Here is a 26567-nt window from a genome sequence, read left to right on the forward strand (position 1 = left end):
CGTCCAACAGCGAGAGGGGAAGCCGGTCCGGTGTACGACGGCGACATCGCTTCAGTGCTCATCACCGAGCAGCAGATCCGCGACAAGACGGCCGAACTGGCCGAGCAGGTCGCCGAGGACTACCAGGACGCCCAAGGGGGCGACCTGCTGCTGGTGGGCGTGCTCAAGGGCGCGGTCATGTTCATGACCGACCTGGCCAGGGCGCTGCCGCGGCCCGCGCAGCTGGAGTTCATGGCGGTGAGCTCCTACGGCTCGTCCACCTCGTCCTCCGGCGTGGTGCGGATCTTGAAGGACCTGGACCGGGACATCGCGGGCAGGCACGTGCTGATCGTCGAGGACATCATCGACTCCGGTCTCACGCTGTCCTGGCTGCTGAAGAACCTGACCGCGCGCAACCCCGCCTCGCTGGAGGTGTGCACGCTGCTGCGCAAGCCGGACGCGGTCCAGGTGGACGTGCCGGTCCGCTACGTCGGGTTCGACATCCCGAACGAGTTCGTCGTCGGCTACGGGTTGGACTACGCGGAGCGGTACCGGGACCTGCCGCACATCGGCACTCTGGACCCGAAGGTCTACACCTCCGGGCGGTAGGCCCTCTTGCCGCTGGCCGGACCGGGTGCGAGAAAGGTCCGGTTCCGATCCGGGGTAGGGTTGCCGACCTGCACAACGCTCGGCGTGGTGGCGCGCTCGCCGCGGCCGGTACGCTGGTCCGAGGGGGTTGACGGCGGCGACGGTTCGTGCGCCGTTCACCGGTGCCGTTGCCCGAAGTGAAGTCAGGGAGGGTCGAGGCCGACCGCCGGCCGCAAGTGAATGGACCTCAAGCGCCTGCTCCGTAACCCGCTGCTCTGGATCCTGGCGGTGTTAGCGCTGATCATGAGCCTCAGCGTGCTCTTCGACGAGACGAAGGCCTATCAGCAGGTCTCGACCTCCGACGCTCTCCGGCAGATTTCCGAGGGCAAGGTGGCCGAGGCGACCATCCAGGACAAGGAACAGCGGGTGCTGCTGACCCTCAAGCAGGGCCAGAGCTTCGCCAACAGCGACCAGCTGATGGCGCAGTACCCCGCCGGTGCCACCGATGCGGTGGTCGACGACATCCGGCAGTCGAACGTCGACAAGTGGAACACCGAGGTCACCCAGGACTCGTTCTGGACGCAGATGCTGATCTACCTGCTCCCGATCGGCCTGCTGGTGCTGCTGCTCATGTGGATGATGAACAACGTCCAGGGCGGCGGGAACCGGGTGATGAACTTCGGCAAGTCCAAGGCCAAGCAGCTCACCAAGGACATGCCGAAGACGCTGTTCAACGACGTCGCCGGTGCGGACGAGGCCGTCGAGGAGCTGCACGAGATCAAGGACTTCCTGCAGAACCCCGGCCGCTACCAGGCGCTGGGCGCGAAGATCCCGAAGGGCGTGCTGCTGTACGGCCCGCCCGGCACCGGCAAGACGCTGCTGGCGCGGGCGGTCGCCGGTGAGGCCGGGGTGCCGTTCTACTCGATCTCCGGTTCGGACTTCGTGGAGATGTTCGTCGGCGTCGGCGCCTCCCGTGTCCGCGACCTGTTCGAGCAGGCCAAGCAGAACGCGCCGTGCATCATCTTCGTCGACGAGATCGACGCGGTCGGCCGCCAGCGCGGCGCGGGTCTCGGCGGTGGGCACGACGAGCGCGAGCAGACGCTGAACCAGCTGCTGGTGGAGATGGACGGGTTCGACTCGCGCGGCGGGATCATCCTGATCGCGGCGACGAACCGGCCGGACATCCTGGACCCGGCGCTGCTGCGCCCGGGCCGCTTCGACCGGCAGATCCCCGTCTCGGCGCCGGACCTGCGCGGCCGCAAGGCCATCCTGGGCGTGCACTCGAAGGGCAAGCCGCTGGCGCAGGACGCCGACATGGAGGGCCTGGCCAAGCGCACCGTCGGGTTCTCGGGTGCGGACCTGGAGAACGTGGTCAACGAGGCCGCGCTGCTCACGGCCCGGGAGAACGGCCAGCTGATCACCGGTGCGGCTCTGGAGGAGTCGGTCGACCGGGTGATCGGCGGCCCGCGCCGCAAGAGCAAGATCATCTCGGAGCGGGACAAGAAGATCACGGCGTACCACGAGGGCGGGCACGCGCTGGCCGCCTGGGCGATGCCGGACGTGGACCCGGTCTACAAGCTCACGATCCTGCCGCGCGGCCGCACCGGTGGGCACGCGCTCGTCGTCCCCGAGGACGACAAGGACATGATGACCCGCTCGGAGATGATCGGGCGCCTGGTGTTCGCGCTCGGCGGCCGGTCGGCGGAGGAGCTCGTGTTCCACGAGCCCACCACCGGTGCCTCCAGCGACATCGAGCAGGCGACCAAGATCGCCCGCGCGATGGTCACCGAGTACGGCATGACCGCGCGCCTCGGCGCCGTCAAGTACGGCAAGGAGGAGGGCGACCCGTTCCTGGGCCGCTCCGCCGGGCAGCAGCCGAACTACTCGCTGGAGGTCGCGCACGAGATCGACGAGGAGGTGCGCAAGCTCATCGAAGCCGCGCACACCGAGGCGTGGGAGGTGCTCAACACCTACCGCGACGTCCTCGACGAGCTCGTGCTGGAGGTCCTGGAGAAGGAGACGCTGGTCCGCAAGGACCTGGAGCGGATCTTCGCCAAGGTCGAGAAGCGGCCCCGGATCACGGCGTTCAACGACTTCGGCGGGCGCACCCCGTCGGAGAAGCCGCCGATCAAGACCCCCGGCGAGCTGGCGATCGAACGCGGTGAGCCGTGGCCCCCGCCGGTCGAGACGCCGCGGTTCAGCGACCCGGTGCCCGGGCTGAACGGTGCGGTCCCCGCCGGTGCCGTTCCGGCCGGTCAGCACAACCAGGACCAGCCGCACGGCCAGGGGACGGTGCAGTTCCCGCACCCGCAGGGCCAGCAGCAGCCTCCGCAGGGCCAGCAACCGCAGGGCCAGCAGCCGTACGGCCAGCAGCCCCCGCAGGGCCAGCAGCCCTACGGCCAGCCCCCGCAGGGGCAGCCGGGCCAGTACGCCCAGCCGCAGGCGGTGCCGCCGAACTACGGCGCCCCGCCCGGCTGGACGCCGGCGACGGCCCCGGGCGGGACCGGTCAGCAGCCGTACCAGCAGTGGGTCCCGTCCTGGGAGCGGCCGCAGCAGCAGCCCGCGGAGCAGAACCCCGCGGCCGGTGCGCAGCAGGCCCCGCAGACGGGTGCGGCCCAGCAGCAGGACGCGGCGAACGCCGGGTCCGCAGAGCAGCAGTCCCCGCAGCGGCCCCCGGAGTCCCAGCAGTCCCCGGACCCGGAGCAGCGGGGAGAGGACAAGGGCGAGAGCGGTCGCTGAGCGCCCGAGCGACAAGACCGGAAGAGGGGCACCGTCGCACGTCGGCGGTGCCCCTCTTCGGTGCGGTGAGCCGGTGGAGGAACGACACGTGACCAGCAGTCTCGGTGAGCAGCCCGGGCAGGACGACGTCCCGGGCGGTTTCGAGCGGCCCGCATTCGACCAGGAGCGCGCCGCGGCGGCGATCCGGGAGCTGCTGCTCGCGGCCGGGGAGGACCCGGACCGCGAGGGCCTGCGGGACACGCCCGCGCGGGTGGCCCGCGCCTACGAGGAGTTGTTCGCCGGGCTCTACACCGACCCGGACACGGTGCTGGACCGCACCTTCGACGAAGCGCACGAGGAGCTCGTGCTGGTCCGCGACATCCCGATGTACTCGCAGTGCGAGCACCACCTGCTGCCGTTCCACGGGGTCGCGCACATCGGGTACATCCCGAACGAGAAGGGCCGGGTCACCGGCCTGTCGAAGCTGGCGCGGCTGGTCGACCTGTACGCGAAGCGCCCGCAGGTGCAGGAGCGGTTGACCTCGCAGGTCGCCGACGCGCTGGTGCGCAAGCTCGAACCGCGCGGCGTGATCGTCGTCGTGGACGCCGAGCACTTGTGCATGGGCATGCGCGGGGTGCGCAAAGCCGGGTCCACCACGACGACGTCCGCGGTGCGCGGCATCTTCCGCAGTTCCGCCTCCTCCCGGTCCGAGGCGCTGTCGCTGATCAGAGGTTCCTGATGGGTGCGCTCCTGCCGAGGCCACCGCGCTGCGCCGTGATGGGCGTGCTGAACGTGACGCCCGATTCGTTCTCCGACGGGGGCCGCTACCTCGACGTGAAGGCCGCGGTGGAGCACGGCGTGGAAATGTTCGAGCTGGGCGCGGACATCGTCGACGTGGGCGGTGAGTCGACGCGTCCGGGCGCGGACCGGGTCGCCGCGGCCACCGAGATCGAGCGGGTGCTGCCGGTGGTGGCGGAGCTCGTCGCCGCCGGGGTGCCGGTGAGCGTGGACACCACCCGCGCCGAGGTCGCGGCCGCCACCGCCGCCGCGGGCGCCGCGGTGATCAACGACGTCTCGGGCGGGCTGGCCGATCCGGACATGGCGCGGGTCGCCGCGGACACCGGGCTGCCGTGGGTGCTGATGCACTGGCGCGGGCACAGCAAGGACATGGGTTCGCTGGCCTCCTACGGCGACGTGGTCGCCGACGTGCGCGCCGAGCTGCTCGCGCAGGTCGACGCGGCGCTGCGGGCGGGAGTGCGGGAGGACGCGATCGTGCTCGACCCGGGCCTGGGCTTCGCGAAGACCGGGGAGCACGACTGGGCGCTGCTGCACCGGCTGGGCGAGTTCGTGGCCCTGGGGTTCCCGGTGCTGGTGGGCGCGTCCCGCAAGCGCTTCCTCGGCGGGCTGCTGGCCGGCGCGGACGGCGAGCCGCGCCCGGCGGCGGGCCGGGAGACGGCGACGGCGGCGGTGTCGGCGCTGGCCGCGGACCGCGGCGCGTGGGCGGTGCGGGTGCACGACGTGCGGAGTTCGCTGGACGCGGTCGCGGTGGCCGCGGCCTGGAACGCGGGAGGGACCGTTGGCTGATCGGATCGCGCTGACCGGGTTGCGGGTGCGCGGCAACCACGGCGTGTTCGAGCACGAGAAGCGGGACGGCCAGGAGTTCCTGGTCGACCTCACCGTGTGGGCGGACCTGGCGGGCGCCGCCGCCGACGACGACCTGGCGCAGACGCTGAACTACGGCGAGCTGGCGCAGCGCGCCGCCGACGTCGTCGCGGGTCCGTCGCGGGACCTGATCGAGACGGTGGCCGCGGAGATCGCCGACGGCATCATGGCCGACCACCGGGCGCACGCGGCCGAGGTGACGATCCACAAGCCGTCCGCGCCGATCCCGCTGACCTTCGCCGACGTGGCGGTCACGATCCGCCGGTCGCGGCGCGCGGCCCGCGGCGGCGCGGCGTGAGCCGGGCGGTGCTGTCCCTCGGGTCGAACCTGGGGGACCGGCTGGCGCACCTGCGGTCCGCGGTCGCCGGGTTCGGGGACGCGGTCGAGGCCGTGTCGCCGGTGTACGAGACGGCGCCGTGGGGCGTGGTGGACCAGCCGGACTTCCTCAACGCGGTGCTCGTGGTGCGGGCCGACGGCGTCGACGAGTGGGGTTGGTTGCGGCGCGGCCAGGAGCTGGAGCGCGCGGCCGAGCGGGTGCGCGAGCAGCGCTGGGGCCCGCGCACCCTGGACGTGGACGTGGTCGTGGTGGACGGCGTGCGCAGCGACGACCCCGAGCTGCTGCTGCCCCACCCGGGGACCCCGGAACGGGCGACGGTGCTCGTCCCGTGGGCCGTGCTGGAACCGGACGCGGTGCTGCCCGGGCACGGCCCGATCGCCGAGCTCATCGCGGCGTTGCCCGCCGCGGACGTCGCGGCCGTGACCCGCCGCGACGACCTCCTGCTCCGCCCCTGATCCGCAGGTGGACGGCCCGCCGGCCGCGGGACCGTCCACGGGGTCAGAGCGCGCGCACCGCTTCGGCGAGCCAGCGGGTCTGGCGCTCCGTGGTGGGGTGCGGCGGCCACTCGTTGATGATCGCGAGCAGTTCCCAGTAGCGGGACATCCGCTCGTCGTAGGGCTTGCCGAACTCCGCGGCGAGCTCGGCGCGGCCCGCCGCGTCGTCCGGTGCGCCGCGCTGCTCGGCCCACAGCGCCGCCCCGCGCTCGCCGATCTCCCGGCCGCGGGCGGAGTCGGGAGCGTGCCCGGCCTCCTGCGCCTCCCGGATGGCGTCGAACAGCGCCCACCACCGGGCGGCGTGCTCCTGCTTCTGCACCGGGGGCGACTGCTCGCCCGCGGCGCGCTGCGCGGCCTGCTGCTCCCACAGCGCGCGGACCGCTCGGCGGAAGTCGTCGTCGGAGACGAGCTCGGCGAGCTCGATCCAGGCCTCCACCTGCTCGGTGCTCGGGTCGTCCGGCAAGGCCGGTTTCGCCGAGCGCATCCAGGCCGCGAACTCGGCGTCCACGTCGAGACCGCCGATCGTCCCGTCCCAGAACTCGTCGATGATCCGGTTGCGCTCCGCCTCGGACATCGTCGCCAGCTTGTGCATGAGCTGCACCCCTTCGGTAGGTCCGTCCAGTCGCACGACCGCCCGCAGCACGGCGCGGCGGGTCCGCAGCAGCCGCAGCTGGTCCTCCAGCAGGTCCAGCTGGGCCTCGGCGAGCCGCCGCACCGTGGTCTCCGCGGCCAGCACCCGGCGCACCTCGTCCAGCCCGGCGCCCAGTTCGCGCAGGGTGCGCACCAGTTCCAGCTGCGCGATCGACTCCACGTCGTAGAGCCGGTAGCCCGCGTGCGTGCGGTCGGTGGGCGGCACGACACCGCTGTCGGAGTAGAAGCGGATGGTCTTCACGCTCAGCCCGGTCCGCCGGGAGAGCTCTCCGATCGTGTAGCGCTGCGCGTCGTCCACGTCCCAGACCCTCGACCCTCCAGCCGGTGGAGGCTCAAGCCCCTCTTCCGGACCGGGCGGCCCACCGGCTGCCGCCGCCCGGTTCGCGCGTTCTGCGATGCTGGGATCGTGGCACCACGGCAGCAAGAGCGGATGAAGTTCACCCCGGCGCGGCAGCTGGTCGCCGCGGCGCTGGTCGCGGCGGTCCTGGCCTACGCGGGCGCGAGCTTCGCGTACGGCGGGTTGCCGCGGCTGCCCGCGCTGGCGGGCGCGACGCTGCTGCTGATCGCGGTGGTCGACGTGCTGCTGGCGGTGACGCTGCGGCCGCGCATCAAGCGCAAGCCCGGCACCGAGCCGGTGGACGCGCTGCCCGCGGCGCGCGCGGTCGCGCTGGCGAAGGCGTCCTCCATGGCCGGTTCGATCATGGGCGGGGTGTGGCTCGGACTGCTCGGCTACCTGCTGCCGATCCGCGATTCGGTGCAGGCGGCAGGGGAGGACACCACCGCGGCGGTGATCGGCCTGATCAGCGCGGTGGCGCTGGTGGCCGCGGGGTTGTGGCTGGAGCACTGCCTGCGCAATCCCGACGACCCGGACGAGCCGTACGACGACGAGGACAGCTGACCGGCGGTCGGCGCGCGCAGGACGCGTTCCGGCCCTGCCGCGCGGAACCGGTGGGATCGCGCGGTTCCGGTTTTCGGCTGGGGGAGCCCTGCGGAGCCGTGGAGGACGGTGATTCCTCTTGCGCGCCAACGAAGTGCTGCTCCGTTCGGGCGTCTTGGCGTGGGCCGCCCCGACGAACCGGGGATGGCCGCGTTCCCTGCGGGTCTCGATCGGATAAAGGCCGGGTACCGTGTGGTCATGTCCGACTCCGCCCGTTCCGCAGCCGCTGATCAGCGACCGTCGGTGCTGTGGGTCGGTGCCCTCGTCCTCGCCGCCGCCGCGACCGCGATCCTGGTGCTGAGCAACGATTCCCGGGTGCTCAAGCTCGGTCTGGTCGCCGCGCTGTGGGCGGCGCTGCTCGGTGCGTTCGGCGTCGCGAAGCTGCGCGGCAAGGCCACCGCCGCCGCCGAGCGGGAAGCGGAGCGGCAGCGCGTCTACGAGCTCGAACTGGAGCGGGAGATCGCCGCGCGCCGCGAGTTCGAAGCCGCGGCCGAAGCGGAGGCGCGGCGCACCGCGGCCGCCGAGTCGGACGCGGAGATCCAGGCGCTGAAGGCCGAACTGCGCGCCCTGCGGGAGAACCTGGAGCACCTGCTCGGCGGAGACGTCCTGTTCGAGCGGGTCGCGCTGCGCGCCGAATCCACCCGCGTCCGCTCCCTGCCGGAGCGTCCCGCGACCGGCGAGCAGCCGCGGATCGTCGGCGACACCGGCACCCACCAGCGGATCGTCGGCGACACCGGCGTGCAGCCGCGGGTCATCCAGCACCCCGACGGGCGCGGCAGGCAGCTGCCCGCCGCGCACCAGGGCCAGGTCGAGCAGCCCGCCGAACCCGTCCCGCAGCCGCAGGTGGAGCAGCCGCCGCCGCGGCCGTCGAAGCCCCGCAAGTCCCGGCCGCCGCACGGCAGGCCCGCGCCCCGGCAGGCCGCCGAGGCGCGCCGCCCGCAGCCGCCGCACGCCGGCGCGCAGGGCGCCTGGCCGGAGTCCACTTCGGACCGGTTGCGCCCGGTCCGGCCCGAACCGGAACCGGCCCCGCAGGCGGCGGAACCCGCGCCGCAACCGCCCACCGACCCGACCCCGGCGCAGCCCGCCCCGGCTCCCGGGCCCGCCGCTTCCGCCGCCCCGGACGCCGAGGCCGCGGACCGGCGGCTGCCGACCAGCGAGGTCCCGGCGGGAGCGCACACCGAGGGCACCTCGGTCACCGACCTGCTCGCCGCCTACGGCGACTCCGGCGAGGGCCGCGAGTCCAAGCGCCGCCGCAGGCGCCGCGGCTGATCGCCGTCCCGGGCGGCACCCGCGCCGCCCCGGTGAACGGCCCACCCGCCTGATCCGCCCGGTCCAACCGCCCGGTCACCTCGCGGGAGTCCGCCGGGCGAGCGGTGCTCATCCGCCCCCAGGCGGTGCGGGCGCCGGAGGCCGCGTTCTAGGGTTTCGGACGTGTCCACACCTGATCTTCCCGGTCCTGCGCCCGACCTCTCCGGTGCGCGCAGGTTGCAGACCCGCAAGCATTCCGCGGTCGGCTGGCCGGTGGCCGGGCTGCTGCTGCTCGGCATCATCGGCCTGGTCATGGTGGGTGTCGCGACCTCCAGGGTGGGGGTGCTGCCCGCCCTGGTGGGCGCGCTGGCGGCGCTGATCCCGGTCGGCGTGGTCTTCGCCGCGATCGTGTGGATCGACCGGTGGGAACCGGAGCCGCCGATGCTGATGCTCGGCGCGTTCCTGTGGGGCGCCGGAGGTGCGACGGGCTGCTCGCTGCTGCTCAACGACTCGGTGATCGGGCTGGGCGAGCTGCTGTTCGGGCCGAGCGACCACGTGTTCTTCGAGCGGGCGCTGATGGCGCCGCTGGTGGAGGAGGGCGCGAAGGCGCTGTTCGTGGTGTCGCTGTGGTTCTGGCGGCGTTCCGAGTTCAACGGGCTCGTCGACGGCATCGTCTACGCGGGCCTGACGGCGGCCGGGTTCGCGTTCACCGAGAACATCCTGTACTTCGGCAAGGCCTTCTCCGAGGGCGGCTGGGGCAACGCGGCGGGCGGCGTGATCGCCGTGTTCATCCTGCGCGGGGTGCTGGCGCCGTTCTCGCACCCGCTGTTCACCTCGATGGTCGGGATCGGCATCGGGCTGGCCTCGCGGACCACGGACACGACGAAGCGGCTGCTGTGGCCGGCCGGCGGGTTCGTGGTGGCGGTGCTGCTGCACGCGGCGTGGAACGCGTCGACGCTGCTGGGCGGCACCGGCTTCCTCAACGTGTACTTCCTGATCATGCTCCCGATCTTCGCGGGCACCGGGTGGCTCGTGGTGTGGCAGCGCAAGCGGGAGCAGCGGATCGTCGCCGACCAGCTTCCGGTGCTGCAGCGCGCCGGGCTGATCCCGCGCAGCGAGGTGGAGATGCTGGCCTCGCTGGCGGGCCGCCGCGGCTGGCAGCGCAAGGTCCGGCAGAGCGCGGGCGCGGAACCGGCGAAGGCCGTGCGGGACTACCAGATCGCCGTGACCGAGCTGGCGTTCTTGCAGCACCGCGCCGCCGAGGGCCGCACCACCAGCGCCGTCCGCCGCGCCCGCCGGGAGAAGTTGATCGAGGAGTTGAAGGCGGCGCGCCGGTCCGCGGTCGGTTCGCAGGACGCGTTCCAGACGGCGCGGGTGAAGATCCACGAGCTGACGCAGAGCGTGCGCCGACCGGGAGCCCGCCCGCAGCGCCCGGTGGATCCCGTCCGGAACCCGGCCGCGGCACCGCAACCGGATCGCGCCGGAGCCCGTCCGCGGCCGGACCTCGCCGGTGAGCAGCGGCGCCCCGCCCCGCGGCAGCAGCCGGGTGGGCGTCCGCAGCAGGCCGCGCCCCGCAGGCAGCCGAACCCGCCACCCACCCCGCCCAGGAACGCCCCGCCGCACCCGGGCGACCGCGGCGGCACCCCGCCGCGGAGCTGATCGGCGCGTCCGCTCGGACCGGGTGGTTCTCGCCACCCGGCGAGTCGCGGACGCCCGGCGGCGGGCTACTCTCGCGCTGCTGTCCGGTACCCGCTGCGGGACTGGAACGGTTGGGAGGACGACGTGTCGATGTCTGGCGGACGTCCACCAGGTCGAGGCGCGGGACCCCGGCTCCGGGTCGGAGTGGTGTCCGCGGGCCGGGTGGGTGCCGTGCTCGGAGCGGCGCTGGCGCGCGCCGGGCACGAGGTCGTGGCGGTGTCCGCGGTGTCGGACGCTTCGCTGCGCCGAGCCGAGGAGCTGCTGCCCGCGGTACCGGTGCGCCCGCCCGACGAGGTCGCCGACGCCGCCGATCTGGTGGTGCTCGCGGTTCCCGACGACGTGCTGCCCGGCCTGGTGCGCGGCCTGGTCGCCACCGGCTCGCTGCGCTCCGGGCAGATCGTGCTGCACACCTGCGGCGCCCACGGCGTCGCCCCGCTGGAGCCCGCCGCCGAGCTGGGCGTGCTGACCTTGGCGCTGCACCCCGCGATGACCTTCACCGGCCGGGCCGAGGACGTGGAGCGGCTGGCGACGGCCTGCGCCGCGGTGACCGCGCCGGACGACGAGGCGGCGTGGAACGTCGGCGAAGTGCTCGCGCTGGAGCTCGGCGCGGAACCGGTCCGCGTCCCCGAGCACGCCCGGCGGCTCTACCACGCGGCGCTCTCGCACGGCGCGAACCACCTGATCACCCTGGTCAACGAGTGCGCGGACCTGCTGCGCGCCGCCGGGATCGAGATCCCGGACCGGGTGATGGCCCCGGTGCTGTCCGCCTCGCTGGACAACGCGCTGCGCTTCGGGGACCGCGGCCTCACCGGTCCGGTGTCCCGCGGTGACGTGGGCACGGTCCGCGCCCACCTGGGTTCGCTGCGGGAGTCGGCGCCGGAGATGGTCGCCGGGTACGCGGCGATGGCGAGGCGGACCGCCGACCGCGCCGAGCAGGCCGGTCTGCTCGACGCCCGGTCGGCCACCGAAGTGCACGAAGTACTCGACGAGGAGCAGCGATGACCACGGCCGACGGGGTGGGCGCGGGCCCCGGGTACACCGCGCGGGAACTCACCGTGCACCGCCGCCCCGCGGAGCTGGCGAAGGTGACGCGGGCGCTGCGCTCCACCGGCCGCCCGATCACGCTGGTGCCGACGATGGGCGCCCTGCACGAAGGCCACCTGGAGCTGATCCGCGCGGCCCGCAAGGTGCCCGCCGCGGTCACCGTCGTGTCGATCTTCGTGAACCCGCTGCAGTTCGGCGCGGGCGAGGACCTGGACCGCTACCCGCGCACCTTCGACGCGGACCTGGAGCTGTGCCGCGCCGAGGGCGTCGAGCTGGTGCTGGCCCCCGAGCCAGCGGACATGTACGCCCCGGACCGGCAGGTCGGCCTCACCGCGGGCCCGCTCGGCGAGCAGCTGGAGGGAGCGAGCAGGCCCGGGCACTTCGACGGGATGCTCACGGTCGTCGCGAAGCTGCTCGGCATCGTGCGCCCGGACCTGGCGCTGTTCGGCGAGAAGGACTACCAGCAGCTGGTGCTGGTGCGCCGGATGGCGCGGGACCTGAACCTCGACGCGAAGATCCAGGGCGTGCCGATCGTGCGCCAGGCCGACGGGCTCGCCCTGTCGTCGCGCAACGCCTACCTGGACGCCGAGCAGCGGCGGGCCGCGCTGGCCCTGTCCGCGGCGATGGCGGCCGGGGTGCACGCGGGCCGGTCCGGCCCGGAGGCGGTGCTGGCGGCGGCGCGCGCCGCGCTGGACTCCGAACCGCTGGTGGCGGTCGACTACCTGGAGCTGCGGGACACCGAGCTGGGCCCGGCGCCCGCCTCCGGCGAGGCCCGGCTGCTGGTGGCGGCCCAGGTCGGCGGCACCCGGCTCATCGACAACGCGCTCGTCCAACTCGGCCCGGTGGAGTAGCAGGGCCCCCGATCCTTCCGACCGCCTTCCGGCGGTGAGGGGAGTAGTTCGATGTTCCGCACCATGCTCAAGTCCAAGATCCACCGCGCCACGGTGACCCAGGCCGACCTGCACTACGTCGGTTCGGTGACGGTGGACGCCGACCTGATGGACGCCGCCGACCTGCTGGAGGGCGAGCAGGTCGCCATCGTCGACGTCACCAACGGCGCCCGGCTGGAGACCTACGTGATCACCGGCGAGCGCGGCTCGGGCGTGATCGGCATCAACGGGGCCGCGGCGCACCTGGTGCGGCCCGGCGACCTGGTGATCCTCATCGCCTACGGGGTGATGGACGAGATGGAGGCCCGCTCCTACCGGCCGAAGGTCATCTTCGTGGACGCCGACAACGCCGTGCTGGAGCGCGGCACCGACCCGGCCGCGGCCCCCGCGGACTCCGGCCTGGTCAGCGGTGCCGCGTCGGCGGAGACGGACGACGCCGCGAAGCTGGACGCGCTGCTCGCGGCCCCCGAGGCCTGACCCCGCTCCGACCCCGGGAGGTACGCCGGTGCTGCTCGCGCTGGACGTCGGTAACACCAACATCACCCTCGGCCTGTACGACACCGGTTCCGAGGATCCCCGCGGTGGCCTGGTGCGGGACTGGCGGATGCGCACCGAACCGCGGATGACGGCCGACGAGATGGCGCTGACCGTGCGCGGGCTCCTCGGCGAGCACGCCGAGCGGATCACCGGCATCTCGGCGCTGTCCACGGTCCCGGCGCTGCTGCGCGAGCTGCGCGTGATGCTCGGCCGCTACTGGGACGGGGTGCCGCGGATCGTGGTGGAGCCGGGCGTGCGCACCGGGGTCCCGCTGCTGGTCGACAACCCGAAGGAGGTCGGCGCGGACCGGGTGATCAACACCCTCGCCGCGCACCACCTGCACGCGACGAACTGCGTGGTGGTCGACTTCGGCACGTCCACGAACGTCGACGTGATCTCCGCGAAGGGCGAGTTCCTCGGCGGGGCGTTCGCGCCGGGGGTGGAGATCTCGCTGGACGCGCTCGCCTCGCGGGCCGCGCAGCTGCGCAAGGTGGAGCTGACCCGGCCGCGGTCGGTGATCGGCAAGAACACGGTGGAATGCCTGCAGTCGGGCATCCTGTTCGGTTTCGCCGGACAGGTCGACGGGCTGGTGCGGCGGATCGTGGCCGAACTGGGCTCGACCCACGGAGGGACGGCGGCGGTGCTGGCCACGGGTGGCCTGGCGCCGCTGGTGGTCGCCGAATCGCAGACCATCACCCACCACGTGCCGGACCTGACGCTGCTGGGCCTGCGGCTGGTGTACGACCGCAACTTCCGCTGATCCGGTCCCCTTTTCCCGCCGCCGGGCTCCCCGGTGGGAAAGCGGATTCCGGATGCCGCGGCCGTTAACGGCTCACGAGTGCTGCCCGGCGACCCGATACTTCTTGTCGGCTTGCCGGAACAGCGCGATGTCCAGCGCGGGGAGTGCGCGGCGGCCGAGGTCCCGGCCGGTGAGTGCGCACTTTCTGCTTGCCGATGAGTGCGGAATGACGCGGACGCGAAGTGCGGGAATGGCCCGGTGACATCGTTGATGTAGTGCGCCGGAGTCGGTATCGGCCGCTCGATCCGCTTCCGGTGGAGGTCCGGAATGACCCGATCCGGGGAGACGCCTGGTTTTTTCCTCGGCGGGGTGAGTGCGTTTGTCGAGAGGCTGCGCTAACCTGACCGTGACAATGTTCGGTGAAGGCTTCGATGACGGCTATTCTTGGTCAGCTGGCCAAACTCTGTCGAACTCCATCAGGCCGGTCCCGGGGCGGCTTGCCCTCCCGCGCTCCGGCCGACGAAACCGGCGGAAGCCGAAGGGCTCACTGCAAGGTCGACCGGAGAGTCCGGTGGGGCGTTCGGATTGCGCGGCTCCGCCGGGTGGTTCAGCAAGGGCAGTCGGGTATGGCCCGGGTCGAGCTGCGGACCCGGGAAGCTCTCGGCAGAGAGGTCTCGGCGGTGGTCGTGCCGTCATCGGCGTTATTCGCAGAAACTCCGGGGAGGACTGCCACCATGGCGCAGAAGGTTACGGTCACGCTCGTCGACGATCTCGACGGCGGCCAGGCCGATGAAACGGTCGAGTTCGCGTTGGACGGCGTCTCGTACCAGATCGACCTTTCCAACGACAATGCGAGCGAGCTGCGCGACGCGCTGTCCGGCTACGTCTCCAGCGCGCGTCGCGCGGGCGGGCGGAAGAAGCCCGGCCCGCGCCCCGCTGCGGCCGGTCGCGCCGCGGGCGGCTCCACCAGCGCGGATCGGGAGCAGAACCAGGCCATCCGGGAATGGGCCCGCAAGCGCGGCCTGAAGGTCTCGGACCGCGGCCGGATCCCCGCGGACATCGTGGACCAGTACCACAAGGCGAACTGAAGCCGTGCGGACGCGCACAGGGGGCGCCGGGGATTCCCGGCGCCCCCTGCGCGTTGCCGGAGCCGCTCCGCGGCGGGCTTCCGCGGCGGTTCCGCGATCCGGTTCGGCCGCGGAACCCGGCATCGGGTTCCCCAGCACCTGATCCGCCGCATCCGATCCGGTTCGACCCGCTCCACCGGATGCCGGATCCGGATTCTTCCCGGCGGGCCCGCCACCGATCCGATGTTCGTTCGCGCCAGGAATGCTGATGAACCGCCGCGACCGGCCGCGGCCCGTTCCCGGATCGGAATGCCGCGGCCGATGCGCGGCCGCGTCCCGTTCGCCGCGGGTCCGGTTGGTCGCGCCCGAACGTTCCGGCCGGGGTCTCGACTGTTTGCGCGCGCCGGTGCCGCCGCTGGGCGGGCCGATGATGTTCCGCGCGTTCGGCCGCCGATTCTCGCTCTCTTCCGCGTCCGGGTGCGGGCGTTCCGCGTCGATTCCGCGAACGTCCGCCCGCCGTCCGGGGTATCCGGTCGCCCGCGCGGTGAAATCGGAGCCGACGGTGTTCGTGAACGGGATTCACGAGCCTGATCCGTTCGGCGCTATCGCCGGGATTTCATCCGTCGAGCGGCCGTGGTCGCCGCAAGATTGCCGGGTGGCGGACTCGGTCGATCCGCGCAGGCGAGGGAAAACCCTCGGAGATCGGCTTCCGGAATCGATGCGGAACGCGGGAAATCGGTTTCTGATCGGAGGTTCCGGCGGGGTCGCACCCGCCGTCCTGGTCTCGGCGGAGTGATCGCGGCGTGACGCGGAGTACGTCCGCGAGCTCCGGAGAATCGGTCCACCCGCCGGGACCCGTCGGCTAGCCTTAGGTCGGCCTAACCTAACTTGGGGCCGAGTGGCGGAACCGGACGACGTGGGAGTGGGACCTTGAGCCGCAGCGGAACCGTCGGGAGCCCGCCCGGCACCGAGCGCGATGCGCCGGAAGCACCGGCCGCGCGGCTCGGCGCGCGCCGCAGGCGCAGGCTGCTCGGTCTGGGCGTGCTGCTCGGCGTGCTCGTGGTCAGCTGCGCGCTGAGCATCGCCGTCGGTGCCAAGTCCATCCCGCTCGGCGACGTGTGGACCGAGCTGGTCGCGCCCGCGGGCTCGGAGAACGCCCTGATCATCTGGGAGCTGCGGCTGCCGCGCACCGTCGTCGGCGTGCTCGTCGGCGCCGCGCTCGGGCTCGCCGGCGCGCTGATGCAGGGGCACACCCGCAACCCCATCGCCGACCCCGGCATCCTCGGCATCACCCAGGGCGCGGCGCTCGCGGTGGTGCTGGCGGTGTACGCGTTCGGCATCAGCAGCCTGTTCGGCTACATCTGGTTCGGCTTCGGCGGGGCGCTGCTGGGCGCGCTGGCGGTGTTCGCGATCGGCTCGATGGGCCGGGCCGGCGCCACCCCGGTGACGCTGGCGCTCGCGGGCATGGCGATCAGCGCGCTGCTGCAGGCGCTGACCTCGGCGCTGGTGCTCAGCGATCAGCAGAGCCTGGACACCTACCGCTTCTGGAAGGTCGGGTCGATCGCGGTCACCGATCCCGCGGTCATCTGGCAGGTGCTGCCGTTCCTGGTCGTCGGGCTCGTGCTGGGGCTGGCGAACTCGACCGGGCTCAACGCGCTGTCGCTGGGCGACGACGTGGCCCGCGGTCTCGGGCACCGGGTCGAGGTGACCCGGCGGCTCGGCGTGCTGGCGATCGCGGTGCTGGTGGGCGCCTCGGCCGCGGTGTGCGGGCCGATCAGCTTCGTGGGCCTGGTGGTGCCGCACATCGCGCGGTTCTTCACCGGCGCCGACCACCGCTGGCTGCTGCCCTTCGCGGCGCTGATGGGCTCGTCGCTGGTGCTGCTCGCGGACATCGCGGGCCGGTTGGTCGCGCGGCCGGCCGAAGTCCAGGTCGGGGTGATGCTGGCGATGGTCGGCGCCCCGTTCTTCATCGCGTTGGTGCGGCGCAGGAAGCTGGTGCGGCTGTGACTCAGGTTCTCGACGCCCCCGGACGACGGGTCGCCGGTCGGCGACCGCTGCGGGCGGGGCCGGTCTCCGGGGTGCTGCGGCCGCGGCCGCTGCTGGTGCTGCTCGGCGGGCTGGTGGTGCTGCTGGCCTGCGTGCTGCTGGACATCGGGCTCGGCGAGTACCAGCTGAGCCCCGGGCAGGTGCTGGTCACGCTGTTCGGCGGCGGCGACTACGCCGATCACTACGTGGTGTTCGGGCTGCGGATGCCGCGGGCGCTGACCGCGGTGCTGGTGGGCGCGGCGCTGGGCCTGTCCGGCGCGATCACGCAGGCCGTGGCGCGCAACCCGCTGGCCAGCCCGGACATGCTCGGCATCACCTCCGGTGCCGGGGCCGCCGCGGTCGCGGTGATCGTGTTCGGCGGTACCGCGGGCGCGCTGGGCGGGTTCGCCGAGGCCGTGGGCCTGCCGATGATCGCGCTCGCCGGCGGGCTGGTGGCCGGGCTCGCGATCTACGGGCTGGCGTACCGCGGCGGGGTCGACTCGTACCGGATCGTGCTGGTCGGCGTGGGCGTCACCGCGCTCGCCGGGAACGCCATCTACTGGCTGCTCACGGTGGGCGACGTGAACGACGCCGGGCGGGCGATGGTGTGGCTGACGGGCAGCCTCAACGCCCGCGGCTGGGACCACGTGGTGCCGACGGCGATCGCGCTGGCCGTGCTGCTGCCGCTGACCCTGCTGGGCGCGCACGCGCTCGGCGCCCTGCAGTTCGACGACGACACGGTGCGCGGCCTCGGCCTGCGGAGGGACCTCGCGCGCGGCCTGCTGCTGCTCGCCGCCGTGGTGCTGGCCTCGATCGCGACCGCGGCGGCGGGCCCGGTGCAGTTCGTGGCGCTGGCGGCGCCGCAGATCGCGCTGCGGCTGTCCCGGTCCGCGCGGCCACCGCTGGTGTCCTCGCTGGTGTTCGGCGGCGCTCTGGTGGTGGCGGCCGACCTGCTGTCCAGGACGGCGTTCGGCGCGGCGGAGATGCCGGTGGGCATCGTCACCGCGATCTTGGGCGCGCCGTACCTGATCTACTTGCTCATCCGTCGGTACCGGGAGGACCGCGCATGACCTCACCCGTGTCCACACCCAGCCAGGAAGCGGCCGGTGCCGGGCGTCGGCAGCGGCTCCAGGGCGAGCGGCTGCGGCTGGCCTACGGCGATCGGGTCGTCGTGGACGGCCTCGACATCGACGTGCCGGACGGCACCATCACCGCCGTGATCGGCCCGAACGGTTGCGGCAAGTCCACGGTGCTGCGGGCGCTGGCCCGGTTGCTGGCGCCGCAGAGCGGGCAGGTGCTGCTCGACGGCAAGCAGATCCACAAGATGCCCACCAAGGAGGTCGCGCGCGTGCTCGGCCTGCTGCCGCAGACGCCGCAGGCGCCGGAGGGGCTCACGGTGGCGGACCTGGTCGCGCGCGGCAGGCACCCGCACCAGGCCTGGTACCGGCAGTGGTCCTCGGACGACGAGCAGGCGGTGGCGGAGGCGCTGGAGCTCACCGGCATCGGCGACCTCGCCGAGCGCGCGGTGGACGAGCTCTCCGGTGGCCAGCGCCAGCGCGCCTGGCTGTCGATGGCGCTGGCCCAGGGCACCGACCTGCTGCTGCTGGACGAGCCGACGACGTACCTGGACCTGGCGCACCAGGTGGAGGTGCTGGACCTGGTCGGCCGGTTGCACGACGAGAGCGGCCGCACCGTGGTGATGGTGCTGCACGACCTGAACCTGGCGGCTCGCTACGCGGACCGGCTGGTCGCGATGCGCGACGGTGCGATCGTCGCGCAGGGCGCGCCCGACGAGGTGCTCACTGAGGAATTGCTGGCGGACGTCTTCAACCTGAACGCCCGGGTCATCCCCGACCCGGTGACGGGTACGCCGATGGTGGTACCGATTGGTGGCAGAGCGGCGTCCACCGTGCGAGATTGAGTCGACCGTGGCCACCTGAACGAGTGGACGAGCGCCGCGGCTCCGGGTCTTGTTCGCGCTCAGCGGACATCGGCCCCCACTCGGGTCAGAGCGGAATGCCGCAGGTCGGCAGCTCGTTGGACGACAGGCAAGGCGGCGAACGGGTGCGGCGGGCTGCCAGCGGGTCCGGACTCCGCCGGGGTGCGGCTACTACAGTGGACCCCAGAGTGCTGAACCCTTCGCGGGCATCGGCGAGCAGGAGCCGTGTCCCGGTACAACACCGCCGGCGCAGCAGTCAGGGAGTGCGAATGTTCGAGAGGTTCACCGACCGCGCGAGGCGGGTGGTCGTCCTGGCCCAAGAAGAGGCCCGGATGCTCAACCACAACTACATCGGCACCGAGCACATCCTCCTGGGCTTGATCCACGAGGGTGAGGGTGTCGCCGCCAAGGCGCTGGAGTCGCTGGGGATCGCCCTGGAAGGCGTGCGGCAGCAGGTCGAGGAGATCATCGGCCAAGGCCAGCAGGCCCCGAGCGGTCACATCCCGTTCACCCCACGGGCCAAGAAGGTGCTGGAGCTGTCGCTGCGGGAGGCGTTGCAGCTCGGCCACAACTACATCGGGACCGAGCACATCCTGCTCGGGCTGATCCGCGAGGGCGAGGGCGTCGCCGCCCAGGTGCTCGTCAAGCTCGGCGCGGACCTGAACCGGGTGCGCCAGCAGGTGCTGCAGCTGCTGTCCGGGTACCAGGGCAAGGAGCCCGCCGAGGCCGGTGGCCGCGGCGAGGGCACCCCGTCGTCGTCGCTGGTCCTGGACCAGTTCGGCCGGAACCTGACGCAGAGCGCCCGCGAGTCGAAGCTCGACCCGGTCATCGGCCGGGACAAGGAGATCGAGCGCATCATGCAGGTGCTCTCGCGGCGCACTAAGAACAACCCGGTGCTCATCGGCGAGGCCGGCGTCGGCAAGACCGCCGTCGTCGAGGGCCTGGCGCAGAAGGTCGTCAAGGGCGAGGTGCCCGAGACGCTGAAGGACAAGCAGCTCTACACGCTCGACCTGGGCTCGCTGGTCGCCGGTTCCCGCTACCGCGGTGACTTCGAGGAGCGCCTGAAGAAGGTGCTCAAGGAGATCAAGACCCGCGGCGACATCATCCTGTTCATCGACGAGATCCACACCCTCGTCGGAGCGGGAGCGGCCGAAGGTGCCATAGACGCCGCGAGCATCCTCAAGCCGATGCTGGCCCGCGGTGAGCTGCAGACCATCGGTGCGACCACGCTCGAGGAGTACCGCAAGTACGTCGAGAAGGACCCGGCCCTGGAGCGCCGCTTCCAGCCGATCCAGGTCGGCGAGCCCTCGCTGGAACACACCATCGAGATCCTCAAGGGCCTGCGCGACCGGTACGAGGCGCACCACCGGGTGTCCATCACCGACGGCGCGCTGGTCGCGGCCTCGACGCTGGCGGACCGGTACATCAACGACCGCTACTTGCCGGACAAGGCGATCGACCTGATCGACGAGGCCGGGGCCCGGATGCGCATCCGCCGGATGACCGCTCCGCCGGACCTGCGCGAGTTCGACGAGAAGATCGCCGACGTGCGCCGGGACAAGGAGTCGGCCATCGACGGCCAGGACTTCGAGCGGGCCGCGCGCCTCCGCGACGAGGAGAAGACCCTCCTCGGGCAGAAGGAGGAGCGCGAGACCCAGTGGAAGGCCGGTGACCTGGACGTCGTCGCGGAGGTCGACGACGAGCAGATCGCCGAGGTGCTGGCCAACTGGACCGGCATCCCCGTCTTCAAGCTCACCGAGGAGGAGACCACCCGTCTGCTCCGCATGGAGGACGAGCTGCACAAGCGGATCATCGGCCAGGACGACGCGGTCAAGGCCGTGTCCCAGGCGATCCGCCGCACCCGCGCCGGGCTGAAGGACCCGAAGCGTCCCTCGGGCTCGTTCATCTTCGCCGGTCCGTCCGGTGTCGGTAAGACCGAGCTGTCGAAGGCGCTGGCCGAGTTCCTGTTCGGCGACGACGACGCGCTCGTGCAGATCGACATGGGTGAGTTCCACGACCGCTACACCGCCTCGCGGCTGTTCGGCGCCCCTCCGGGCTACGTCGGCTACGAGGAGGGCGGCCAGCTCACCGAGAAGGTCCGCCGCAAGCCGTTCTCCGTGGTCCTGTTCGACGAGATCGAGAAGGCCCACCAGGAGATCTACAACACGCTGCTGCAGGTGTTGGAGGACGGCCGCCTGACCGACGGCCAGGGCCGCACGGTGGACTTCAAGAACACGGTGCTGATCTTCACCTCGAACCTCGGGACCCAGGACATCTCGAAGGCCGTGGGCCTCGGGTTCTCCGCGGGCAACTCCGCCGACTCGAACTACGAGCGGATGAAGTCCAAGGTCCACGAGGAGATGAAGAAGCACTTCCGTCCGGAGTTCCTCAACCGGATCGACGACGTCATCGTCTTCCACCAGCTCACCGAGAACGAGATCATCCAGATGGTCGACCTCCTCGCGGGCCGGGTGGAGAAGGCGCTGCGGGGCAAGGACATGTCCCTGGAGCTGACGACGAAGGCGAAGAAGCTGCTCGCCAAGCGCGGCTTCGACCCGGTGCTGGGTGCCCGGCCGCTGCGCCGCACCATCCAGCGCGACATCGAGGACCGGCTGTCCGAGAAGATCCTGTTCGGCGAGATCGAAGCCGGCCAGATCGTCATCGTGGACGTCGACAACTGGGACGGCGAGGGCAAGGACGACGAGGCGGTGTTCACCTTCCGCGGTGAGCAGAAGCCGTCCACCGTCCCGGACTCGCCGCCGGTGGACCTGGCGTCCTCGGGCGGTTCCGCGGAGGAGTCCTCGCGGGAGGACAACTCCGAGGAGTGACCCCGGATCCCTGATCCGAACGCGGCCCCCGCACCACACCGGTGCGGGGGCCGCTTCGCGTTCGGCACCCGGCTCGAACAACAGTGACGCGTGTTGGAAGCCCCGAACCCAAGGACATCGCGTTGGTGCTGACCGAAACGGCCCTCGACCAGGTCGTCGGCAGCCCGGAGGTGTTGCGCGGCCAGCTTGAGCACCTGCTCGGACTCGGTGCGCGGGATGACGTCACCGTTCAGGTCGTCCCGCGCAGCGTGCCGAACAACCCCGTGCTGGGCGAAGGGCTGATCACGCTGGACTTCGGTGCGGCAGCGCCGAGGATCGCTTTCAAAGGTAGTCATGCCCCCGCGACCTACTACGATCATGAAGAGGGCACGACACCGATGTTCCGCGCGATGGATCGCTTGCGAGAACTGGCGTCTTCTCCGGAGGAGTCGGTCGTGCTCCTGTCCGAGAAGTTGAGGGGCGTGCAGTGATGGACTACGACACCGGTTGGTTAAAGAGCTCGCGCAGTTCCGGCACCAGCAACATGTGCGTCGAGGTGCGGTTGACTGCGCGGTGCGTGCTCGTGCGGGATTCGAAGGACCCGGAGGGCGGGCGGCTCGACGTCGGGCACGCCGCTTGGCGCCGGTTCCTCGCCGAGCTGCCGAGCGTCGACTGAGCAGCGCCGTCGAGGCGAGTGACCCGCCCAGGGCGGCTGGGTGAACGGGGCCGTTCACGTGGTGGCGGGTCCCTCGCGAGGTCAGCGGATGCGGGGGAGCTGCTGGGTGGGGATCTCGTCGGGGGAGATGCGGGGGAGTTCGTCGGTGATGTCGTCGGCCGCGTCCTGCTCGCGGCGGTCGCGGCGGAGGCGGGCGACGACGAAGTAGATGAGGGCCACCACGACCGCACCGACGACGATCTTGGAGGCGATCCCCGCGTACTCCTCGACCAGGTACCAGTTCTCGCCGAGCAGGTAACCGGCCACCACGAACAGCGTGTTCCAGATCAGGCTGCCCAAGGCCGTGAACAGCACGAACGTCGGCAGCGCCATCTTCTCCACGCCGGCGGGCAGCGAGATGAAGCTGCGGAACAGCGGGATCATCCGGCCCAGGAACACGGCCTTCACCCCGTGCTTCGCGAACCAGGCCTCGGTGCGGTCGACGTCGGCGACCTTCACCAGCGGCAGCCGCGCGGCGATCCGCCGCATCCGGTCCCGGCCGAGCGAGGCGCCCAGCCAGTACAGGACGAGGGCGCCGACGATCGAGCCGATCGTCGTCCACAGCACCGCCGAGACGATGTTCATGTCGCCCCGGCTGGCGGCGAACCCGGCCAGCGGCAGGATCAGCTCGCTGGGGATCGGCGGGAACACGTTCTCCAGCGCGATGATCAGACCGGCGCCGGGGCCGCCCAGGGTCTCCATCACGCTCACGACCCAACCGGCGAACCCGGTCGGCTCGGCGGCGGCAGCGGCGAGTGCGGTCGAGTGCATCGAGGCTCCGAACATCGGCGGGGAGGGAGGTCGGCTGGGGTCTCGGTGGGCAGCGCCCGTGCTGGGCGGCGGGGCCGGTCGCTGAACCGCCGGTTCACGCCGACCGCGCCCGCGCGCCGAGCGGAACCGCTGGGCGCGAATCATGCGGTATGTCCGTTGTTCCATGATTCCAGCACGGTGGGAGTGCTTCCCTGTGATCCCCCTCGCACGGTCGCTCCACCGGTCGCCGCGTTGCTGTGGACAACTGCACTTCCTGTGGATGGAGTTGTGGACAACTCGGGGACAGGTCCGTCGTCGGGAGGACCGCCGGGCGGGCCGGCGCCGACGATCGCCGTCCCTCGATCGCGGCGTGGCGAAGGGGGTGCCGCTGACCTGCGTAAACGTGGTTTCCGGTGTGCTGCGGGCCGGGGCGCGAGATCCGGCCGCCGCGGTGTCCTCGCAGCTCAGCAAGGCTGTTCCGGGTTGTGGATCAGCTGTGGGTGATCCGCCCGATCCACCGAGTTGTCCACAGGCCCGGCGGCCCGGTGCACACCCGGCTCGACCTGCGCCGCCCCGGCCCCTGCGAAGCTGGGCGGGTGCGAGTGGCGATGCTGGGACCGTTCCGGCTGCGCGCGGCCGACGGCGAACCCGTCGAGGTCGGCGGGCGGCGGGTCCGCGCCCTGATCGCCCGGCTCGCGCTCGACGCGGGACGCCCGGTGCCCGCCGACACGCTCATCGCCGACCTCTGGGGCGCCGCGCAACCGGCCGCCGCTGTGAACGCGCTGCAGACGCTCGTCTCCCGCGCCCGCCGCGCCACCGGGGACCTGCGGCTGACCTCCACGGCCGCGGGCTACGTCCTGGACGTCGCGGGTGACGACGTCGACGTGCACCGGTTCGACCGGTTGGTGGCGACGGGCCGGGCCCGGCTGCGCTCCGGCGAGGCCGCCGGTGCCGCCGACGTGCTGCGGGAGGCGCTGGCGCTGTGGCGCGGCGACCCGCTCGTCGACGTCGCCGACGCGGCGTTCGCGGCCCCCCACGTCGCGCGGCTCGACGAAGCCCGGCTGGGCGCGCGGGAGGACCGGATCGAAGCGGACCTGCGGCTCGGCAGGCACGCGGACCTGATCCCCGAACTGGACGGGCTCTGCGCGCGACACCCGCTGCGCGAACGGCTCATCGCACTGAGGCTGCGGGCCCTGCACGCCGCCGGGCGCCGCGCCGACGCGCTCGCCGCGTACGAGGCGCACCGCTCCCGGCTCGCCGACGACCTCGGCACCGACCCCTCGGCGTCGTTGACCGCGCTGCGCGCCGAGCTGCTGCGCGACGAGCCCGCGCCGCCGCCCGCCCCGGCGGCGCACCAGGCCCTCCCGGTCCGGCTGAGCAGCTTCGTCGGGCGCGAGGCCGAGATCGCGCAGGTCGGCGCCGCGCTCGCCCGGTCCCGGCTGGTCACCCTGTTCGGCCCGGGCGGGGCGGGCAAGACGCGGCTGGCCACCGAGATCGCCGCCGAGATCACCGGGCACCGGGTGTGGTTCGCGGAGCTCGCGCCGGTGCGCGACGGGGGTGACCTCACCGCGGCCGTGCTCGCCGCGCTCGGCATCCGCGAGACCCGGCTGCTGGAGGCACCGCAGTCGCACGGCGCCGCCCGCCTCGCCGAGGCGCTCGGCGCCGAACCGGCCGTGCTCGTCCTCGACAACTGCGAGCACGTCATCGAGGAGGCCGCCGGGTTCGCGCACGAACTCCTCGGCCGCCGCCCCGAGCTCCGGGTGCTCGCCACCAGCCGCGAACCGCTCGCGCTGCCCGGGGAGGAACTGCTGCCGGTGGGGCCGCTCGCCCTGCCCGCCGACGGGACGGACCCGGCCGCGGCGGCCGCCGTGCGGTTGTTCGCGGACCGGGCCGCCGCCGCGAGCCCCGGGTTCGAGCTCACCGAGCGCACCGCGCCCGACGTCGTCGAGGTGTGCCGGCGGCTCGACGGCATCCCGCTGGCCATCGAACTCGCCGCCGCCCGGCTGCGGTCGATGCCGCTGCGGCAGATCGCCGCGCGGCTCGACGACCGGTTCCGGCTGCTCACCGGCGGGAACCGGGCGGCGATGCCGCGGCACCGCACGCTGCGGGCCGTCGTCGAGTGGAGCTGGGACCTGCTCGACGAGCGGGAGCGGCGGCTCGCGGCCCGGATGGCCGTGTTCACCGGCGCGGTCCGCGCCGAATCGGTGACCGCGGTGTGCGCCGACGACGAGCTGCCCGCCGCCGACGTCTTCTACGTGCTGTCCTCGCTGGTGGAGAAGTCCCTGGTGACCGCGGTCGAGAACGGCCGCTACCGGATGCTGGAGACGGTGCGCGCCTACTGCTGGCAGCGCTGCCTCGACGACGGAGCGGCCGACCGGGCCCGCGACGCGCACCTCGCCCACTTCCTCGCCGTCGCCGAAGAGACCGAACCGGGCCTGCACGGGCCCGAGCAGCTCGACCTGATGGACCGGCTCGACGCCGACCACGACAACCTGCTGGCCGCGCTGCACCGGGCCGTCGACGCGGGCGACGCCGACCGCGGGCTGCGGTTGGTGGCCGCGCTGTCCTGGTACTGGTCGATGTCCGCGTGGAGCGAGGAGGTGCTCGCCCGGTTCACGGCCGTCGCCGAGCTGCCCGGCCCGGCCGCACCGCAGGCCAGGGCGGTGGTGCGGCTCGGACGCGCGCTGGCGGGCACCGGCGACGGCTGGTTCGAGCAGGTGCGGGACGGTGCCGTCGCGGCGGCGGAGAGCGGGGCGATGCACCGCTACCCGCACTCCGCGCTGCTGGAGGCGGGGGCGTGGCTGTTCCTCGGCGAGTTCACCGAGCTGCGGCGCGTCGTCGAGCTCGCCGCCGCGCACCCCGACCCGTGGGTGCGGGCCACGGCGGTGTTCGAGCAGGCGATCAGCGCCGAGCACGGCGGCGACCCGCGGACCGCGGAGGAGCACATGCGCACCGCGGCGGACGCGTTCCGCCGGATCGGCGATCGGTGGGGGCGGGCGCAGAGCATCAGCAGCCTCGCCGGCTACCGCTCGCTGCGCGGTGATCACGCGGGCGCCATCGACCTGCTGGCGGAGGCGCTGGAAACGATCCGGCAGCTGCGCTCCGACGTCGACCTGGTCGCGATCATGGTGCGCATCGGGGTGGAGCGGGTGCGGGCCGGGGACTTCGGCCGCGGTCGCGCCGAACTGGAACGGGCCGGGGAGATCGCGGCGCGCGGCAGGCCGTGGTTCGCGGTGTGGGCGTTGACCGGCCTCGCCGAATGCGCGCGGCTGGAAGGCGGGCCGGACGAGGCCGAGCGGTACCTGGACGAGGCGGAGCGCATCGGCACGGACGAGCAAGAAGGCGCCCTGCTGCGTCCGGCACTGCTGCGGCAACGCGCCGGGGTCCTGCTCGACCGGGGGCGCCCGGACGAGGCTCCGGCGCTGCTCGCGAAGGCCCTCGACGGCGGTGCCGGCATCCGGAGCACACCGGAGGCGGCGGCCGTCGCGGAGTGCGCGGCGCGCTGGCGGTGGAACGCCGGCGACCAGCCCGGGGCGGCGCGGCTGCTCGGGCTGGCCGTCGCGCTGCGCGGCGCACTCGACGAAGGCGACCCGGACCTGCGCCGGACCCGGGACGGCCTGGCGTCCACCGGAGAACCGCACCGGGCGGTGTTCGACGCCGCGACGGCGCAGCCGAGGGCCGCGGCCCTCGCCGAGCTCCGCTCCGCACTGGACCGCGACCAGCGGTGAAGCCGGGCGGGAGA

24 protein-coding genes are annotated in these 26567 nt (G+C 72.9%); 22 read left to right on the forward strand and 2 right to left on the reverse strand.

Going from position 1 to position 26567, the window contains the following annotated elements:
• Positions 1-30: 30 nt before the first annotated feature.
• The 6 genes from hpt (at position 31) to folK (ending at position 5739) form a co-directional block, all read left to right on the forward strand.
• Positions 31-588, forward strand: coding sequence for a hypoxanthine phosphoribosyltransferase (gene hpt, locus H1226_RS01585; RefSeq protein ID WP_224959724.1), 558 nt, complete (start codon positions 31-33; stop codon positions 586-588).
• Positions 589-807: 219 nt separating this feature from the next.
• Complete coding sequence (gene ftsH, locus H1226_RS01590) at positions 808-3306, forward strand: ATP-dependent zinc metalloprotease FtsH (RefSeq protein WP_258345229.1); 2499 nt, start codon at positions 808-810, stop codon at positions 3304-3306.
• A gap of 88 nt (positions 3307-3394) precedes the next feature.
• A complete protein-coding gene (folE, locus tag H1226_RS01595) occupies positions 3395-4024 on the forward strand; it encodes a GTP cyclohydrolase I FolE (protein WP_258345230.1) in 630 nt (209 codons plus the stop codon).
• Entirely contained in the window at positions 4024-4869 is an 846-nt protein-coding gene (folP, locus tag H1226_RS01600) for a dihydropteroate synthase (RefSeq protein ID WP_258345231.1), read from the forward strand. Before folE ends, folP begins: the two co-directional genes overlap by 1 nt.
• Positions 4862-5245: a dihydroneopterin aldolase gene (gene folB / locus H1226_RS01605; protein ID WP_258345232.1), complete on the forward strand. Its 384-nt coding sequence runs from the start codon at positions 4862-4864 to the stop codon at positions 5243-5245. Before folP ends, folB begins: the two co-directional genes overlap by 8 nt.
• A complete protein-coding gene (gene folK, locus H1226_RS01610) occupies positions 5242-5739 on the forward strand; it encodes a 2-amino-4-hydroxy-6-hydroxymethyldihydropteridine diphosphokinase (protein ID WP_258345234.1) in 498 nt (165 codons plus the stop codon). The genes folB and folK overlap by 4 nt, the downstream gene beginning before the upstream one ends.
• A 43-nt stretch (positions 5740-5782) precedes the next feature.
• Here the strand turns inward: folK and H1226_RS01615 are convergent, their stop codons facing one another.
• Positions 5783-6727 (reverse strand): MerR family transcriptional regulator, encoded by a 945-nt coding sequence (locus H1226_RS01615; protein ID WP_258345237.1) that lies wholly within the window; start codon positions 6725-6727, stop codon positions 5783-5785.
• Between the two features lie 132 nt (positions 6728-6859).
• On the opposite strand from H1226_RS01615, the gene H1226_RS01620 reads away from it, so the two are divergent.
• The 15 genes from H1226_RS01620 (at position 6860) to H1226_RS01690 (ending at position 22036) form a co-directional block, all read left to right on the forward strand.
• Positions 6860-7327 carry a DUF3180 domain-containing protein gene (locus H1226_RS01620; protein WP_258349317.1) on the forward strand — a complete coding sequence of 156 codons (468 nt, stop codon included), beginning with the start codon at positions 6860-6862 and terminating at the stop codon, positions 7325-7327.
• Between the two features lie 237 nt (positions 7328-7564).
• Positions 7565-8635, forward strand: a complete 1071-nt coding sequence (locus tag H1226_RS28040) for a DUF6779 domain-containing protein (protein ID WP_309148772.1) — start codon at positions 7565-7567, stop codon at positions 8633-8635.
• Positions 8636-8797: 162 nt separating this feature from the next.
• The gene (locus H1226_RS01630; protein ID WP_258345239.1) at positions 8798-10273 is read left to right on the forward strand and encodes a PrsW family glutamic-type intramembrane protease; all 1476 of its coding nucleotides are present in this window, start codon (positions 8798-8800) and stop codon (positions 10271-10273) included.
• A gap of 129 nt (positions 10274-10402) precedes the next feature.
• The gene (locus tag H1226_RS01635; protein ID WP_224967450.1) at positions 10403-11314 is read left to right on the forward strand and encodes a Rossmann-like and DUF2520 domain-containing protein; all 912 of its coding nucleotides are present in this window, start codon (positions 10403-10405) and stop codon (positions 11312-11314) included.
• Positions 11311-12207, forward strand: a complete 897-nt coding sequence (panC, locus tag H1226_RS01640; protein ID WP_224963151.1) for a pantoate--beta-alanine ligase — start codon at positions 11311-11313, stop codon at positions 12205-12207. Before H1226_RS01635 ends, panC begins: the two co-directional genes overlap by 4 nt.
• A gap of 51 nt (positions 12208-12258) precedes the next feature.
• Entirely contained in the window at positions 12259-12723 is a 465-nt protein-coding gene (gene panD, locus H1226_RS01645; protein WP_224963147.1) for an aspartate 1-decarboxylase, read from the forward strand.
• Positions 12724-12751: 28 nt separating this feature from the next.
• Positions 12752-13543: a type III pantothenate kinase gene (locus H1226_RS01650; RefSeq protein WP_224963149.1), complete on the forward strand. Its 792-nt coding sequence runs from the start codon at positions 12752-12754 to the stop codon at positions 13541-13543.
• Positions 13544-14256: 713 nt separating this feature from the next.
• On the forward strand, positions 14257-14610 hold the full coding sequence (locus H1226_RS01655; protein WP_184483511.1) for a histone-like nucleoid-structuring protein Lsr2: 354 nt from the start codon (positions 14257-14259) through the stop codon (positions 14608-14610).
• Between the two features lie 247 nt (positions 14611-14857).
• A complete protein-coding gene (locus tag H1226_RS01660; RefSeq protein ID WP_258345242.1) occupies positions 14858-15385 on the forward strand; it encodes a hypothetical protein in 528 nt (175 codons plus the stop codon).
• 134 nt (positions 15386-15519) lie between these two features.
• A complete protein-coding gene (locus tag H1226_RS01665; protein ID WP_373690003.1) occupies positions 15520-16596 on the forward strand; it encodes a FecCD family ABC transporter permease in 1077 nt (358 codons plus the stop codon).
• Positions 16593-17684, forward strand: a complete 1092-nt coding sequence (locus H1226_RS01670) for a FecCD family ABC transporter permease (protein WP_258345243.1) — start codon at positions 16593-16595, stop codon at positions 17682-17684. Before H1226_RS01665 ends, H1226_RS01670 begins: the two co-directional genes overlap by 4 nt.
• Positions 17681-18535 (forward strand): ABC transporter ATP-binding protein, encoded by an 855-nt coding sequence (locus H1226_RS01675; protein ID WP_258345246.1) that lies wholly within the window; start codon positions 17681-17683, stop codon positions 18533-18535. Before H1226_RS01670 ends, H1226_RS01675 begins: the two co-directional genes overlap by 4 nt.
• Before the next feature lie 287 nt (positions 18536-18822).
• Positions 18823-21381: an ATP-dependent Clp protease ATP-binding subunit gene (locus H1226_RS01680; RefSeq protein WP_224959476.1), complete on the forward strand. Its 2559-nt coding sequence runs from the start codon at positions 18823-18825 to the stop codon at positions 21379-21381.
• A gap of 41 nt (positions 21382-21422) precedes the next feature.
• Positions 21423-21851 (forward strand): DUF5753 domain-containing protein, encoded by a 429-nt coding sequence (locus tag H1226_RS01685; protein ID WP_258345248.1) that lies wholly within the window; start codon positions 21423-21425, stop codon positions 21849-21851.
• Positions 21851-22036, forward strand: a complete 186-nt coding sequence (locus H1226_RS01690) for a DUF397 domain-containing protein (RefSeq protein WP_258345250.1) — start codon at positions 21851-21853, stop codon at positions 22034-22036. The genes H1226_RS01685 and H1226_RS01690 overlap by 1 nt, the downstream gene beginning before the upstream one ends.
• An 81-nt stretch (positions 22037-22117) precedes the next feature.
• Here H1226_RS01690 and H1226_RS01695 read toward each other — a convergent pair whose 3' ends face one another.
• Entirely contained in the window at positions 22118-22846 is a 729-nt protein-coding gene (locus tag H1226_RS01695) for a DedA family protein (RefSeq protein WP_258345251.1), read from the reverse strand.
• 575 nt (positions 22847-23421) lie between these two features.
• On the opposite strand from H1226_RS01695, the gene H1226_RS01700 reads away from it, so the two are divergent.
• Positions 23422-26553, forward strand: coding sequence for an ATP-binding protein (locus H1226_RS01700; RefSeq protein ID WP_258345252.1), 3132 nt, complete (start codon positions 23422-23424; stop codon positions 26551-26553).
• Positions 26554-26567 lie beyond the last annotated feature (14 nt).

It is taken from the genome of Saccharopolyspora gregorii (assembly GCF_024734405.1).
Classification (GTDB): Bacteria; Actinomycetota; Actinomycetes; order Mycobacteriales; family Pseudonocardiaceae; genus Saccharopolyspora_C; species Saccharopolyspora_C gregorii.

Coding starts and splice junctions, on each gene's coding strand:
- H1226_RS01680 (WP_224959476.1), top strand. CDS start 18,823: ATGTTCGAGAGGTTCACCGACCGCGCGAGGCGGGTGGTCGTCCTGGCC.
- H1226_RS01690 (WP_258345250.1), top strand. CDS start 21,851: ATGGACTACGACACCGGTTGGTTAAAGAGCTCGCGCAGTTCCGGCACC.
- H1226_RS01660 (WP_258345242.1), top strand. CDS start 14,858: ATGAACCGCCGCGACCGGCCGCGGCCCGTTCCCGGATCGGAATGCCGC.
- ftsH (WP_258345229.1), top strand. CDS start 808: ATGGACCTCAAGCGCCTGCTCCGTAACCCGCTGCTCTGGATCCTGGCG.
- H1226_RS01635 (WP_224967450.1), top strand. CDS start 10,403: ATGTCTGGCGGACGTCCACCAGGTCGAGGCGCGGGACCCCGGCTCCGG.
- H1226_RS28040 (WP_309148772.1), top strand. CDS start 7,565: ATGTCCGACTCCGCCCGTTCCGCAGCCGCTGATCAGCGACCGTCGGTG.
- panD (WP_224963147.1), top strand. CDS start 12,259: ATGTTCCGCACCATGCTCAAGTCCAAGATCCACCGCGCCACGGTGACC.
- folP (WP_258345231.1), top strand. CDS start 4,024: ATGGGTGCGCTCCTGCCGAGGCCACCGCGCTGCGCCGTGATGGGCGTG.
- H1226_RS01655 (WP_184483511.1), top strand. CDS start 14,257: ATGGCGCAGAAGGTTACGGTCACGCTCGTCGACGATCTCGACGGCGGC.
- H1226_RS01675 (WP_258345246.1), top strand. CDS start 17,681: ATGACCTCACCCGTGTCCACACCCAGCCAGGAAGCGGCCGGTGCCGGG.
- H1226_RS01695 (WP_258345251.1), bottom strand. CDS start 22,846: ATGCACTCGACCGCACTCGCCGCTGCCGCCGCCGAGCCGACCGGGTTC.
- panC (WP_224963151.1), top strand. CDS start 11,311: ATGACCACGGCCGACGGGGTGGGCGCGGGCCCCGGGTACACCGCGCGG.
- H1226_RS01620 (WP_258349317.1), top strand. CDS start 6,860: ATGAAGTTCACCCCGGCGCGGCAGCTGGTCGCCGCGGCGCTGGTCGCG.